The 14,261-nt window shown below is 66.9% G+C and carries 12 protein-coding genes and 1 pseudogene; 6 read left to right on the top strand and 7 right to left on the bottom strand.

Annotation, left to right across the window (positions count from 1 at the left end; all coding sequences use genetic code 11):
* Positions 1-67 precede the first annotated feature (67 nt).
* Positions 68-1,870 carry an AMP-dependent synthetase/ligase gene (locus BST12_RS23255; RefSeq protein ID WP_083115612.1) on the top strand — a complete coding sequence of 601 codons (1,803 nt, stop codon included), beginning with the start codon at positions 68-70 and terminating at the stop codon, positions 1,868-1,870.
* Here BST12_RS23255 and pimB read toward each other — a convergent pair.
* From pimB to BST12_RS33640, 4 genes are all read right to left on the bottom strand, one after another.
* Positions 1,867-3,009, bottom strand: a complete 1,143-nt coding sequence (gene pimB / locus BST12_RS23250) for a GDP-mannose-dependent alpha-(1-6)-phosphatidylinositol monomannoside mannosyltransferase (protein WP_083115611.1) — start codon at positions 3,007-3,009, stop codon at positions 1,867-1,869. The two genes, BST12_RS23255 and pimB, sit on opposite strands and share 4 nt — an antisense overlap.
* Positions 3,010-3,143: 134 nt before the next feature.
* Positions 3,144-3,941, bottom strand: coding sequence for a hypothetical protein (locus BST12_RS23245; RefSeq protein ID WP_083115628.1), 798 nt, complete (start codon positions 3,939-3,941; stop codon positions 3,144-3,146).
* 34 nt (positions 3,942-3,975) lie between these two features.
* Entirely contained in the window at positions 3,976-5,127 is a 1,152-nt protein-coding gene (ripC, locus tag BST12_RS23240) for a peptidoglycan hydrolase RipC (RefSeq protein WP_083115610.1), read from the bottom strand.
* A 186-nt stretch (positions 5,128-5,313) separates the two neighbouring features.
* Positions 5,314-5,535, bottom strand: coding sequence for a hypothetical protein (locus BST12_RS33640; protein WP_083115609.1), 222 nt, complete (start codon positions 5,533-5,535; stop codon positions 5,314-5,316).
* 103 nt (positions 5,536-5,638) lie between these two features.
* On the opposite strand from BST12_RS33640, the pseudogene BST12_RS23230 reads away from it, so the two are divergent.
* Positions 5,639-7,474: pseudogene (locus tag BST12_RS23230) on the top strand (DEDD exonuclease domain-containing protein); the annotation flags it as partial.
* On the opposite strand, the gene trpD reads toward BST12_RS23230, so the two are convergent.
* Positions 7,412-8,518: an anthranilate phosphoribosyltransferase gene (trpD, locus tag BST12_RS23225; protein WP_245850516.1), complete on the bottom strand. Its 1,107-nt coding sequence runs from the start codon at positions 8,516-8,518 to the stop codon at positions 7,412-7,414. The pseudogene BST12_RS23230 and the gene trpD sit on opposite strands and share 63 nt — an antisense overlap.
* 87 nt (positions 8,519-8,605) lie before the next feature.
* On the opposite strand from trpD, the gene ctaE reads away from it, so the two are divergent.
* Genes ctaE through qcrB form a run of 4 tightly spaced genes read left to right on the top strand, consistent with a single transcriptional unit; the run spans position 8,606 to position 12,963 of the window.
* Positions 8,606-9,217: an aa3-type cytochrome oxidase subunit III gene (gene ctaE, locus BST12_RS23220; RefSeq protein ID WP_083115607.1), complete on the top strand. Its 612-nt coding sequence runs from the start codon at positions 8,606-8,608 to the stop codon at positions 9,215-9,217.
* 37 nt (positions 9,218-9,254) lie between these two features.
* Entirely contained in the window at positions 9,255-10,109 is an 855-nt protein-coding gene (gene qcrC, locus BST12_RS23215; protein ID WP_083115606.1) for a cytochrome bc1 complex diheme cytochrome c subunit, read from the top strand.
* The gene (gene qcrA / locus BST12_RS23210) at positions 10,106-11,311 is read left to right on the top strand and encodes a cytochrome bc1 complex Rieske iron-sulfur subunit (protein ID WP_083115605.1); all 1,206 of its coding nucleotides are present in this window, start codon (positions 10,106-10,108) and stop codon (positions 11,309-11,311) included. The genes qcrC and qcrA overlap by 4 nt, the downstream gene beginning before the upstream one ends.
* The gene (gene qcrB / locus BST12_RS23205) at positions 11,308-12,963 is read left to right on the top strand and encodes a cytochrome bc1 complex cytochrome b subunit (protein WP_083115604.1); all 1,656 of its coding nucleotides are present in this window, start codon (positions 11,308-11,310) and stop codon (positions 12,961-12,963) included. The genes qcrA and qcrB overlap by 4 nt, the downstream gene beginning before the upstream one ends.
* A gap of 201 nt (positions 12,964-13,164) precedes the next feature.
* Here the strand turns inward: qcrB and BST12_RS23200 are convergent, their stop codons facing one another.
* Both BST12_RS23200 and BST12_RS23195 read right to left on the bottom strand, forming a co-directional pair.
* The gene (locus tag BST12_RS23200) at positions 13,165-13,806 is read right to left on the bottom strand and encodes a DUF2561 family protein (protein ID WP_083115603.1); all 642 of its coding nucleotides are present in this window, start codon (positions 13,804-13,806) and stop codon (positions 13,165-13,167) included.
* Positions 13,806-14,261, bottom strand: a 456-nt coding sequence (locus BST12_RS23195; protein WP_245850515.1) for an MmpS family transport accessory protein, incomplete at its 5' end; no start/stop codon positions are given. The genes BST12_RS23195 and BST12_RS23200, both read right to left, overlap by 1 nt.

Below are 14,261 nucleotides of genomic sequence, written 5' to 3'. Positions count from 1 at the left end.
GCGATTAGGCTGGGCGACAGCAACCCGGCCACCCGATCGGAACCCAAGGTCAAGCGAGGTTTGAAGAGTGCGTCAGTACAGTGTCCCTGCCCGCTTTTCCATCGAGGAGCACGACAACATCGCCGCCGCGGTTTTCGAGCATGAGCGCGACGATCCCGACTTCGTGATCTATCAGCGGCTGGTCGACGGCGTCTGGACGGACGTCACCTGCGCCCAGGCCGCCGACCAGATTCGTTCTGCCGCATTGGGTTTGATCGCGCTAGGCGTGGAGCCCGGCGACCGGGTTTCCATTTTTTCGGCCACCCGATACGAGTGGGCGATCCTCGATCTCGCCATCCTGTCGGTCGGTGCGGTCACCGTGCCGATCTACGAGACATCGTCGGCCGAGCAGGTGCGCTGGGTGCTGCAGGACTCCGAAGCGGTGTTGGCGTTCGCCGAAACCGACGCACACGCCGCGACGGTGACCGAGCTCACCGGTGAGTTGCCCGCCCTCCGTCGGGTGCTGCATATCAACGGTTCGGGTCCCAAAGCCCTTGACCAACTCGCCGAGGAGGGCGCGTCGGCCGACCCGGCGCAGCTGAGCGCTCGGCTGGAGGCGCTGCGCGCCGAGGACCCGGCCACACTCATCTACACCTCGGGCACCACCGGACGACCCAAAGGCTGCCAACTAACACACTCCAATCTGCTCTACGAGATCCGCGGCACCAAGGACTGCCTCCCGACGCTGCTGCACGAAGGTCAGCGGCTGTTGGTCTTCCTGCCGCTGGCCCACGTGCTGGCTCGGGCGTTGACCTTGGCCGCGTTCACCAACAAAGTGACCGTCGGATTCACCAGCGACATCAAGAATCTGCTGCCGTTGTTCGCGGTGTTCAAACCGACGGTGGTGGTGTCAGTGCCCCGGGTGTTCGAGAAGGTGTACAACACCGCCGAGCAGAACGCCGCCAACGACGGCAAGGGCCCGATCTTCAAGGCCGCCGCCCAGACCGCGGTCGACTGGAGCCGCGCCCAGGACGACGGCAAACCCGGTTTGGTGTTGCGCGCCAAGCATGCGCTGTTCGACCGGCTGGTCTACCACAAACTGCGGGCCGCACTAGGCGGCAACTGCCATGCCGCCGTCTCCGGTGGCGCGCCGCTGGGTGCGCGGCTAGGCCACTTCTACCGCGGTGTGGGCCTGACCATCTACGAGGGCTACGGGCTGACCGAGACCAGCGCGGCCATCACGGTCAACCAGATCAACGGCGTGAAGATCGGGACCGTCGGAAGCCTGGTGCCTGGCAACAGCCTGCGCCTGGCCGATGACAAGGAGCTGTTGGTGCGCGGCGGCGTGGTGTTCAGCGGCTACTGGCGCAACGAGCAGGCCACCAAGGAGGCGTTCACCGACGGCTGGTTCCGCACCGGTGATTTGGGCTCTGTCGACGAGGACGGCTTTTTGACGATCACCGGCCGCAAGAAGGAACTCATCGTCACCGCGGGCGGTAAGAATGTGGCCCCCGCGGTGCTGGAGGATCAGCTGCGCAGTCACCCGCTGATCAGCCAGGCGATGGTCGTCGGGGACAACAAGCCGTTCATCGGCGCGCTGATCACCATCGATCCCGAGGCGTTCGAGGGCTGGAAGCAACGCAACAGCAAAGCCGCCGACGCCTCGGTCGGTGACCTGACCACCGACCCGGATCTGACGGCCGAAGTGGACGCGGCGGTCAAACACGCCAACCTGCAGGTGTCGCATGCCGAGTCGATCCGCAAGTTCCGGATTCTGCCGGTCGACTTCACCGAGGACACCGGGGAGCTGACCCCGACGATGAAGGTGAAGCGCAACGTGGTGGCCGAGAAGTTCGCCTCCGATATCGAGGCGATTTACAGCAAAGACTAGCTGCGCAGCAGCTCGGCCAGCCGGGCCGCGAGCGTCTCCCAGCGCCACTGGGCTTTCACCCATTCCCGGCCGGCTGCGCCCATCGCCGCCGCCCGGTCTCGATCTGTCAGCAACTCACTGACCGCCTCGGCGACCTTGCTCACCGAGGTGCCGTCCACCACCAGTCCAGTCCTGTTGTGCTGCACCGTTTCTGGCGCTCCGCCGGATCGCCCGGCGATCACCGGCACGCCACTGGCGGAGGCCTCCAAGAAGACGATTCCCAAGCCCTCGACGTCCATGCCGGCGCCGCGGGTCCGGCACGGCATGGCGAATACGTCGGCCATCGCGTGGTGGGCCGGTAGCTCATCGCCCGGCACGCCTTTGGTGAACGTCACATGCTCGGCTACCCCGCGGTCCTGCGCCAGCTTTTGCAGCGTCTCCAGGTAGGGGCCGCCGCCGACGATCGCCAGGGCAGCGCCGTCAACCCGCCGCCGGATCTCCGGCAGCGCCTTGATCAACACGTCCTGACCTTTGCGCGGCACCAGCCGGGACAGGCAGACCACTGTGGGCCGGTCCCCCAGCCGGTAGCGCTTGCGCAATTCGGCGCGGGCGCCCGGATCCGGGCGGAACCGATCGCTGTCCACCCCTGGCGGCAGGTACTCCAGCGAGGCCCCGGGCCCGAATGCGGGTGCGAACCGCGATCGCGTGTACCGGCTGACGAATGTCACCACGTCGGTGCCATCACCGATGCGGCCCAGCACCGACCGCGCGACGGGCAGCATCGACCAGCCCACTTCGTGGCCGTGGGTGCTGGCCACCACCCGGGCCGCCCCGGCCGCCCGGGCCCGCGGAGCCAGCAGGGCCAGCGGCGCGGCCGCGCCGAACCAGACGGTGTCGATGCCGTGCTCGGCGATCAGCCGTCGCATCCGGATGTCGACCGTCGGGCCGGGCAACATCAACGTGCTCGGATGACGCACCACCCGATAGCCGGTCCCCCGGGCCGCGTCGTCAAAAGCCTCGGCGCCCTTCCACTTTGGCGCGTACACCGTCACGTGATGCGATCCGGCCTGCACCAACCGATCGACGAACTCTCCCAAGTAGGACTGGATACCGCCGCGCCGGGGTGGAAAGTCATTGGTTACCAGCAGGACCCGACTCACCCGGGTAAATCTAGCCCGCCGCTGATGCCGACGGCGCAGAGGTCCGAGGCCGCCCACCACCGGTCACATCCGTCCCACCGGCACCGCGACGGGCTGCCCATACCCAAACTCGAAACGCGCTAGCGCATGCGCTATCAACCAGCGAGCCACTGCTGCCAGCGCGCGAGCAGCCCGGCCTCGTCGATACCCAGCACGTCGCGGGCTGCAGCGGAAATATCGGAGTGCCCAACGCCGCAGGCGGCCAGGTAGAACTCACGTAACTTCCCCGGCCCGTAGCTGTCCGCAACGAAGCGCGCAAACAGCCAAGCCCGGTCGTAGGCCAGCGAGCGTTGCGGACCCGCAGCGTCGAGGTCGTCATCTGAGGGCAGCGACCGTGGCGCTGCGGCGGTGGGTACCGCGGTGGCCGGGCGTGCCACGAAATCGGCCACCCCCTCGGTCAGCCAGCGTGGCGCATCCATGGTGGTGACGGCACGCGCCGCATAGTGAAAAAGCTCGTGGCTCAAGACAATCCGCAATGCGGCTGCGCTCATGGTGTCAGCGTCGGGCGCGAACACGATACGTTCGCCGACGGCAACCTGACGTTGCGGATCGACGCTGTCGGCGACCGTCACCGCCGCGATATCGGCCCACTGCGACGCCGGCCCGCCGCCGACGGCGGCAAGAAACTGCTCGCGGGAGCCGGCGGCCACCACGGAGATATCGTGCGGCCAGTCGGCTCCCCAGAAGGCCACCACCGCGTCGATCGCCACGCCGATGTCGTCTGCCACTCGGGTCAGCAGGCGGTCGCTGGGTGGACCACCGAGACTCACCAGCCGCACAGCGCGGTCGCCGACGACCAGCGTGCGGGCGGGTGCTGCGGGTCTCTCGCGCACCGGCGGAGCCGGAACGGCTACCGCCGCAACCAGCTCAGTCGCGAATATGGCGGCCAGCAGAAAACGAGGCCATCGGCGTCGCGCAGCGAGGCCGTTAGTAGCGGCGCGCGTCGTAGATCGGGCCGGACGAGTCCATCGGCACCACCCGAACCGGGACGCCGTAGGTGGAGGAGTGCACCATGAGGCCGTCACCGATGTAGATGCCGGTGTGTGAGGCGTCGGAATAGAAGGTCAGCACGTCGCCGGGCTGCAGGTCCGAGAGCGCCACCGGCTGACCACCGTGGGCCAGCGCCTGGCTGGAGTGCGGCAGCGCGATGCCGGCCTGCTGGAACGCCCACATCACCAGTCCGGAGCAGTCGAACCCGCCCGGTGCGGCGCCGCCCCACGCGTAGGGCATGCCGACCTGGGTCAATGCGGCCTGAACCACGGCTGCGCGGTCACCGCCACCGCCACCGCCACCGCCGGGCAGCGCGAATCCGGGCATCATCCCGCCGGGCGGCAGGGGTTCGCCGGGCGTCTGCGGGGCGCCGGGGGCCTGTGCCTCGGGAGCCGGGGCGGGGGCACCGGGAAGTCCGGCAGGAACCTGTCCTGGATCGGCGAGCGCCTCGCGCTGCCCAGGCGTCAGCGCCTGGTACTGCGACTTGACCACAGCGATCTGCACCTGCAGCTGGCTCTGCTTGTGCTGCAGGCTCGCTCGCACCGCCGCGGCTTGCTCGGCCGCCGCCTTGGCGTCGGCAGCCGACTTGGCCGATGCCTGCTCAGCCTTGGCGGCCTGTTCGCCGGCAGCCCGGAAACTGGACATCTGCGTGGACATTTGATGGGCCATCACGCGCTGCACCGTCAGTCCGTCGATGAGCAGCTGCGGAGACTCGGCCGTCAGGATGGCGTCCATGCCGTCGGTGCGACCACCCATGTAGGCGGCGGCCGCGATCTTGTTGACGGAAGTCTGGAATGAAGCCAAACGAGCTTTGGCGGCATCCGCTGCGGCTTGATCGTCGGCGTGCTTCTTCTCCGCTGCCTGCTCGGCGGCCAGCTTGGCGTTCAGGTCGAGTTGCGCACTGTGCATCGCCTCGGTGGTCTGCTCGGCCTGCCGAGACAGCTCGTTGAGCTTTGCCAGTGCGTCCTCGGCCGGATCAGCCGTTGCATTCGCGGCCATAAAGCCCGACAAGACGGTGAAGCTGGCTAACGAACCGATGGCAAACCGCTTGATTGCGCGCGCGATCAACTGCCTGGAGTCGAGCCTCAAGATTTGCTTCCTTAAACGGCCATCGACGTATCGACGTCGAGCTGGTTTAGGTCTCAAACAGGTTACGAAACGATATCGGCGTTTGTCCAAAGGGGGGAGTTAAGAAAATGGACAGAAAAATGTCATTTCCGTGTGAACCGCCGCGAACCTGCTATGGCATCAAGGCGATTCGGCACCCAAGCCACACTACGCGACTCCAGACCGATTCCCGTGGATCGGCACCAAACGTAATCTCGGTGCCAATCCAACTTCGGCAAGCACTTCTAATGCCGCCCGTTCGTCATAGGACAAAGTCGTTGGGACCCCGAGCAGCACACTGACGACGCAGTCGCGGCAACTGGGCCCGCGCACCGCGCAATCGTCGCAGTCGATGGTCACGGGGCCCGCGGGTCCGCTACTGGAAGCCATCTGGTCAGTCCCTCTCGGTTCGGGTTCGGTCGACTGTGGCGAACGCTAGCCGCGACCACCGACAGACCGAGCCCGGCGCGGGAACCGCCGGCTGTCGGTGCCGATGCCTAACGTCACCGCCATGGGCGCGACGGGTGCGACGCAGCTGAGCTTTCCCGGGCTCAACGCGGCCGAAGAAATGCCGTTGCGCGAGACCACCTTCGTGGTCGTCGATCTGGAAACCACCGGCGGACGCACGACGGGTAGCGAGACGACACCGCCGGACGCCATCACCGAAATCGGGGCGGTGAAGGTGCGCGGCGGGGCTGTGCTGGGCGAATTCGCCACCCTGGTCGACCCGCAGCGCAGCATCCCGCCCCAGATCGTGCAGCTGACCGGCATCACCACCGCGATGGTGTGTGACGCGCCGACCATCGAAGCCGTCCTGCCCATGTTTTTCGAGTTCGCCGGCGGTGCCGTGCTGGTCGCCCACAACGCCGGGTTCGACATCGGATTTCTGCGCGCCGCCGCCCAGCGTTGCGATATTTCCTGGCCCCGGCCGAAGGTGCTGTGCACGGTGCGGCTGGCGCGCCGGGTGTTGAGCCGAGAGGAAGCACCCAGCGTGCGGCTGGCATCGCTGGCGCGACTGTTCGCCGTCACCACCGAGCCCACGCACCGCGCCCTCGACGATGCGCGCGCCACCGTCGACGTCTTACACGCGCTCATCGAAAGGGTGGGAAACCAGGGCGTGCACACCTACGCCGACCTGCGTGCGTACCTGCCTGACGTGACACCGACGCAGCGGCGCAAACGGGTGCTCGCCGAGGGCCTGCCGCATCGTCCCGGCGTGTATCTGTTCCGCGGGCCGTCAAACGAAGTCCTCTACGTGGGCACCGCGGTCGACTTACGCCGGCGGGTGAATCAGTACTTCAACGGCGCCGACCCGCGTGGCCGGATCAAGGAGATGGTCACGCTGGCCGGCGCCGTCGACCATGTCGAGTGCGCACACTCGCTGGAGGCTGGCGTGCGCGAGCTGCGGCTGCTTGCCGCGCATGCCCCGCCGTACAACCGCCGGTCGCGATTTCCGCATCGGTGGTGGTGGGTGGTGCTCAGCGACGAAGCGTTCCCACGTCTGTCGGTGGTCCGCGCCCCGCGGCATGACCGCGCCGTCGGCCCGTTCCGGTCACGTGCCGATGCCGCGGAAACCGCGGCCCTGCTGGCACGGTTCACCGGCGTGCGAACGTGCACCAAGCGCCTGGCACGCTCGGCCCTGCATGGTCCGGCCTGCGTCGAGCTCGAGGTGTCTCCGTGCCCTGCCGGCCGCGACATGACGGCCACCCAATACGCCGCGGCGACGCAGCGCGCCGCCGATTTGATCGACGGCCTGGACAACGCCGCCCTGTCGGCCGCCGTGCACCAGGTGGCCGCGCTCGCCGAGCGGTGTCACTACGAGAGCGCCGCACGGCTGCGCGACCGCCTCGCTACCGCGATCGACACGCTCTGGCGCGGGCAGCGACTGCGTGCGCTGGCCGCCTTAGGTGAGCTGATCGCCGCCAAACCGGACGGGAGCGGCGGCTGGCAGCTTGCCGTCATCCGGCATGGGCAACTGGCCGCCGCCGGATGCGCTGCTCGCGGCGTGCCGCCGATGCCGGTCGTCGACGCCATTTGTGCCGGCGCCCAAGCGATCCTGCCGATGCCGGCCCCGCTCGGCGGGGCACTGGTCGAGGAATCCGCACTCATTGCGCGCTGGCTGGCAGCACCCGGCGTGCGTATCGTCCGGATCGCTGACGGTTCCGGCGGCGGGTGGGCGTCACCCGTGCGGTCGGCAGGTGTCTGGGCGGCGTGGGCGGCAGCGGCGAGATCGGCGCGACTGGCAGCCGAACAAGCCGTCGGCGAGCTAGACCTGCTGGCTGAACCGCACCCATCGCGCGAGCAGTTGTTCGGCCGCGCCGCTGTCGATCGCGGCGCAAGCCCGCTGCAGCCCGTCCTCCCACGCCGGCAGCCATTCAGCGCGGCTGGATAACCCCGCGTGAGCGACCATCGCGCCGGCGGCGTTGAGCACCACCGCGTCTCGCACCGGACCCGTCGCACCGCCGAGCACGGCGCGCGCTTGTTCGGCATTGGCCTGGGCGTCGCCGCCGCGCAGGTCGTCGAGTTCGGCGCGGGCGAAACCGAATCCGGCCGGATCGAAGGTGAGCTTGTCTACGGTGCCGGCTTGCACCCGCCAGATTGTGCTCGTCGTGGTGGTGGTCAGCTCATCGAGCCCGTCATCGCCGTGCACGACCAGCACGCTGGAGCGCCGCGCGGCGAACACTCCGGCCATCACCTCGGCCAGATCGGCGAATGCGCAACCGATCAATCCCGCCCGAGGCCGGGCCGGATTGGTCAGCGGCCCAAGCAGATTGAATACCGTGGGCACCCCGATCTCGCGGCGCACCACCGACGCGTGCCGGTAGGACGGATGGAACTGCGGCGCGAAGCAGAACCCGATGCCGACCTCGGCGAGGCTGCGCGCCACCTGGTCCGGCCCCAGGTCGATGCGCACGCCGAGTGCCTCGAGCGTGTCGGCGCCACCGGACAACGACGACGCGGCCCGGTTGCCGTGTTTGACCACCGGCACGCCGGCCGCGGCCACCACGATCGCGGCCATGGTGGACAGGTTGACGGTGTTGACCCCGTCGCCGCCGGTTCCGACGATGTCGACGGTGTCCTCGCGGATCGCCTCGATCGGCATCGAACGCGCGTGGTTGAGCATGACGCCGGCCAATTCGCCGACTTCCTCGGCCGTGGGCACTTTCATCTTCATCGCCACGGCGAACGCGGCGATCTGGGCCGGCTGCGCGTGGCCGGTCATGATCTGGTCCATGGCCCACGCGGCCTGCCCGCGCACCAGGTGGTGCCCTTCGGTCAACCGCCCCAAGACCTGCGGCCAGGTCGGCGCCGACCCGGTTGCAGCCAAGCCGAGAGCACCACCGGCGGAAGAAGCCTCAGACGACAGAGCCACGTGCCGATGGTCCCACGACACGACGCGCGGAACCGAATTTTCGACCCGGGTAGAGTTCGACAACTACAAAGCGTCATACTTGCGGATGTGACGAGTGCTGTTGGGACTTCGGGTACTGCGATAACGTCGCGGGTGCATTCGCTGAATCGCCCCAACATGGTCAGTGTTGGCACCATAGTGTGGCTTTCCAGCGAACTCATGTTCTTTGCTGGCCTGTTCGCGTTCTACTTCACGGCGCGAGCTCAGGCTGGCGGGAACTGGCCGCCACCGCCGACCGAGCTGAATCTGTACCAGGCGGTACCGGTGACGCTGGTGTTGATCGCGTCGTCGTTCACCTGTCAGATGGGCGTGTTCGCGGCCGAGCGCGGCGACGTGTTCGGGCTGCGCCGCTGGTACGTGATCACCTTCTTGATGGGCCTGTTCTTCATCCTCGGTCAGGCGTACGAGTACTACCACCTGACCACCCACGGCACGACCATTCCGGGCAGCGCCTACGGCACGGTGTTCTATCTGGCCACCGGCTTCCACGGGCTGCATGTCACCGGCGGTCTGATCGCCTTCATCTTCCTGCTGCTGCGCACCACGATGAGCAAATTCACCCCGGCGCAAGCCACCGCCAGCATCGTCGTCTCCTATTACTGGCATTTCGTCGACATCGTGTGGATCGCGCTGTTCACCGTGATCTATTTCATCCGCTGATTCCGCTGATTCGAAGCCCGAGAACAGGAGTGCTCAGTTGAAACTGAGGTTCACCCGATCCGGTGGTACTGAGAGTGGCTCAAAGAGCAATGACCGTTCGCGGCGGCGGCTTCGTCGCCGGTTGTCCGGCGGAATGCTGCTGTTGATCGCGCTCACCATCTCCGGCGGGCTGGCGGCCGTACTCACGCCCACCCCCCAGGTGGCCGTTGCCGACGAGTCGGGTTCAGCCCTGCTGCGTACCGGCAAACAACTCTTCGACACCTCCTGCGTCTCCTGCCATGGCGCCAACTTGCAGGGTGTGCCCGACCACGGGCCGAGCCTGATCGGTGTCGGTGAAGCTGCCGTCTACTTCCAGGTGTCGACCGGCCGGATGCCCGCGATGCGCGGCGAGGCTCAGGCGCCCCGTAAGGACCCGATCTTCGATGAGGCACAGATCGACGCGATCGGCGCCTACGTGCAGGCCAACGGCGGCGGCCCCACGGTGGTTCGCAACCCCGACGGCAGCCTGGCCATGCAGTCGCTGCGCGGCACCGACCTGGGCCGCGGCGGCGACTTGTTCCGCCTCAATTGCGCCTCCTGCCACAACTTCACCGGCAAGGGCGGCGCACTGTCCTCGGGTAAATTCGCGCCCGACCTGGGGCCGGCCAATGAGCAGCAAATCCTCACCGCGATGCTGACCGGCCCGCAGAACATGCCGAAGTTCTCGGATCGACAGCTCTCCTTCGAATCGAAGAAGGACATCATCGGCTACGTGCGGACGGTCGCCGAGGAGCGCTCGCCGGGTGGCTACGGACTGGGTGGATTCGGGCCGGCACCTGAAGGCATGGCGATGTGGATCATCGGGATGGTCGCCGCTATCGGTCTGGCACTGTGGATTGGGGCGCGCTCATGAGCGAAATCGAAGGCGTCAAAGGCTCCGACACCGACAAGGGTGCGGCAGCCGGTGAGCCTGACGAGGCGGCGCTGGCAGCCATGTCTCAGCAGGAACTACTCGACCTGGGCGGCAAGCTGGACGGTGTCCGGATCGCTTACAAGGAGCCGCGCTGGCCGGTCGAGGGCACCAAAGCCGAGAAGCGCGCCGAGCGCGGCGTGGCCGTGTGGCTTTTGCTGGGCGGCGGGTTCGGGCTTGCGTTGCTGCTGATTTTCCTGTTCTGGCCGTGGGAGTACAAGCCGAAGGAGGAGGCCGGCAGCTTCCTGTACTCCGTCGCCACCCCGCTGTACGGCCTGACCTTCGGCCTGTCCATCCTCTCGATCGCCATTGGCGCGGTGCTCTTCCAGAAAAGGTTTATCCCCGAAGAGATTACGATCCAGGAGCGGCACGACGGCGCCTCGCGCGAAATCGACCGCAAGACGGTGGTCGCCAACCTGACCGACGCCATGGAAGCCTCGACGATCAGGCGCCGTAAGCTGGTCGGACTCACGCTCGGTATGGGCCTCGGCGCGTTCGGCCTGGGTACCTTGGTGGCATTTGCCGGCGGCTTGATCAAAAACCCGTGGAAACCGGTTGTGCCCACCGCCGAAGGCAAGAAGGCCGTGCTGTGGACGTCCGGCTGGACCCCGCGCTTCAAGGGCGAAACAATCTACCTCGCACGCGCGACCGGCGCACACGACGGACCGCCGTTCATCAAAATGCGGCCTGAGGATATTGACGCCGGCGGCATGGAGACCGTCTTCCCGTGGCGGGAATCCGACGGTGACGGCACCACGGTGGAATCCCACGAAAAGCTGAATGCGATCGCGATGGGCATCCGTAATCCCGTGATGCTGATCCGGATCAAGCCCACCGACGTCGGCCGTGTCGTCAAACGCCAGGGCCAGGAGAGCTTCAACTTCGGCGAGTTCTTCGCCTTCACCAAGGTCTGCTCGCACTTGGGTTGTCCCTCATCGCTTTACGAGCAGCAGTCCTACCGGATCCTGTGCCCTTGCCACCAATCGCAGTTCGACGCCCTGCATTTCGCCAAGCCGATATTCGGCCCGGCGGCACGCGCACTGGCGCAACTGCCGATCACCATTGACGCCAACGGGTATTTCGTCGCAAACGGTGATTTCATCGAGCCCGTCGGACCGGCATTCTGGGAGCGCACAACAACATGAGTCCGAAATTCAGTCCCCCAAAAATCGGCGAAGTCATGGCTCGTCAAGGCGAGGACATCGACACCCGCTATCACCCCGCGGCCGCCGTGCGTCGTCAGCTCAACAAGGTCTTCCCGACGCACTGGTCGTTCCTGCTCGGCGAGATCGCCCTGTACAGCTTCATCGTGCTGCTGATCACCGGCGTTTACCTGACGCTGTTCTTCGACCCCTCCATGGTCGAAGTCACCTACAACGGGGTTTACCAACCGTTGCGCGGCGTCGAGATGTCACGCGCCTATCAATCGGCGCTGGACATCTCCTTCGAAGTTCGCGGTGGCCTGTTTGTGCGGCAGATTCACCACTGGGCCGCTCTGATGTTCTCCGCGGCGATCATGGTGCACTTGGCCCGCATCTTCTTCACCGGGGCGTTCCGCCGGCCGCGTGAGGCTAACTGGGTCATCGGCTCGCTGCTGCTGATCCTATCGATGTTCGAGGGCTACTTCGGCTACTCGCTGCCCGACGACCTGCTGTCCGGTATCGGCCTGCGCGCCGCGCTCTCGTCGATCACGCTGGGCATGCCGGTGATCGGCACCTGGTTGCACTGGCTGCTGTTCGGCGGCGACTTCCCGGGCACCATCTTGATCCCGCGGTTGTACGCGCTGCACATCCTGCTGCTACCGGGGATCATCCTGGCGCTGATCGGGATGCACCTGGCGTTAGTGTGGTTCCAGAAGCACACCCAGTTCCCCGGCCCGGGCCGCACCGAACACAACGTCGTTGGCGTGCGAGTGATGCCGGTGTTCGCATTCAAATCCGGCGCTTACTTCGCCAGCATCGTCGGTGTGCTGGGGCTGATGGGTGGGCTGTTGCAGATCAACCCGATCTGGAACCTCGGTCCCTACAAGCCATCTCAGGTTTCGGCCGGCTCGCAGCCGGACTTCTACATGATGTGGACAGAAGGCTTGGCCCGTATCTGGCCGGCGTGGGAGTTCTACTTCTGGCACCACACCATCCCCGCGGTGGTGTGGGTGGCGCTCATCATGGGGCTGGTCTTCGTACTGCTGATCATCTACCCCTTCCTGGAGAAGCGGTTCACCGGCGACTACGCCCACCACAACCTGCTGCAGCGACCGCGGGACGCTCCGGTACGCACCGCGATCGGTGCCATGGCGATCAGCTTCTACATGGTGCTCACACTCGCGGCGATGAACGACATCATCGCGTTGAAGTTCCATATCTCGCTGAATGCGACGACGTGGATCGGCCGTATCGGCATGGTGATCCTGCCGCCGTTCGTCTACTTCATCACGTATCGGTGGGCCATCGGCTTGCAGCGCAGTGACCGGTCGGTCCTTGAGCACGGTGTCGAGACGGGCATCATCAAGCGGCTGCCGCACGGCGCGTACATCGAGCTGCACCAGCCGCTCGGCCCGGTCGACGACCATGGGCACCCGCTGCCGCTGGAGTACCAGGGCGCGGCGGTGCCCAACCGAATGAACAAGCTGGGCTCGTCCGGATCGCCGGGTAGCGGCAGCTTCCTGTTCGCCGACCCGGCGTCCGAGGACGCCGCGCTGCGCGAGGCTGCACATGCCTCCGAGCACCGTGCCCTGACGGCATTGCGTGAGCACCAGGACAGCATCGCCGGCTCAAACGGCGAGCACGGCGAGCACTAGTTAGTCGGGTCTAATTCGAGTGTGAGTCCAAGGCGGAGAAATCGCATCGATCCCGCCCTGGACACCCACTCAAAACCGTCAGCGCACACGCAATAGCCGCGCCCTGCCGTCGGCGCCCCGACGCCTCGCGCCCGACGCCCCGCGCCCTGCCGTCGGCGCCCCGACGGCTCGGCCCGACGCCCCGCGCCCGACGCCTAGGAGTTAGTGTCCGGAAGCTACCCGACGAATCTGCCGCACGTGTAGCCACTCGATCACGGGCAGCCCGGCGGTAATGGCGCCGGCCAGTCCGTAGCCCACCCACGACGCGCCGTCGTGACCGACGGCCATCAGATAGGTAGCCGACGCGACCGCGATCAGCGCAATGCCAATGGTGCCCGTCAACGCGAGGGTCCCACGCAACCACACCCGGTCCACCGCCTCGCCGGACCACTCGGTGCCCGCTGCCGCAGTTTTGACACTCGCGCGCCGCGCCGGCTCCGTCACACTGCGCGCCGCGGAACGCCCCGGCCGCAACGGCTGCCGGCCTATCCCGCTCCCCTGCAGCGCCTTCGACCGGACAACCGGCTCGTCCCGGGGCATTCGGCGGGCCCGCAACAGCACCGGAATCGCCCCGACAATGATCAAGGCCGACACGATGATGACCGCATACAACACCCAGGTGGTGTGCGGCGTCATCTTGTGGAAGCCGCGGCCCAGGTCTGCCAACGCGACGGCAGCAGCAACGCTCACCCCGATCAGCACCAACCAAACGGCGGCGCACGCGCCTATCAGAATGCGGTCGATGAGAGCCGGCGACACGACCGGGTCGGGCCCACGCCGGTATGCGGAATACCTGCCGACCATCAGCAGCTCGTCTGCGGTGCGTCGTTGGTGTTCGAGGACAGCACCGTTCCATCACTCGTCGTGATCGAGCAGTTGAGCCTGCTCACCCGGAAGAGGCTGGACGCCTCCACCGAGCCGACGTCGGAATTCGATATGGGGGTGACGGTCATCGACCATGGGATGTACACGTTGTGCTGTGTGCGTCGGCGGCCGGAGGCGTCGACGTAGGTCACCGAGATTATGTCGCCGGGCGCCTTGGTGCCGGTCACCGAATAGGTGACTTGCCGCGGCCCGGCCGGTGTCGTCGTCGTGACGGGCGGCGGCGCCGCAGCGGTGCTGGTGGTCGCGGGTGGCGCAGTGGTCGCCGGTGGCGGCGGAGACGGGGATGGTGGCGGCGGTGGCGGTGGCGGTGGCGTCACGGTCACTGTCTGCGTCTCCGTCGCGGTAGGAATTTCGCTGGTGGGTGGGGGTGGCGG

The sequence above is a fragment of the Mycobacterium angelicum genome, assembly GCF_002086155.1.
Lineage (GTDB): Bacteria > Actinomycetota > Actinomycetes > Mycobacteriales > Mycobacteriaceae > Mycobacterium > Mycobacterium angelicum.
The sequence above is the reverse complement of the archived record's forward strand: the minus strand, read 5'-3'. Positions and strand labels throughout refer to the sequence as shown.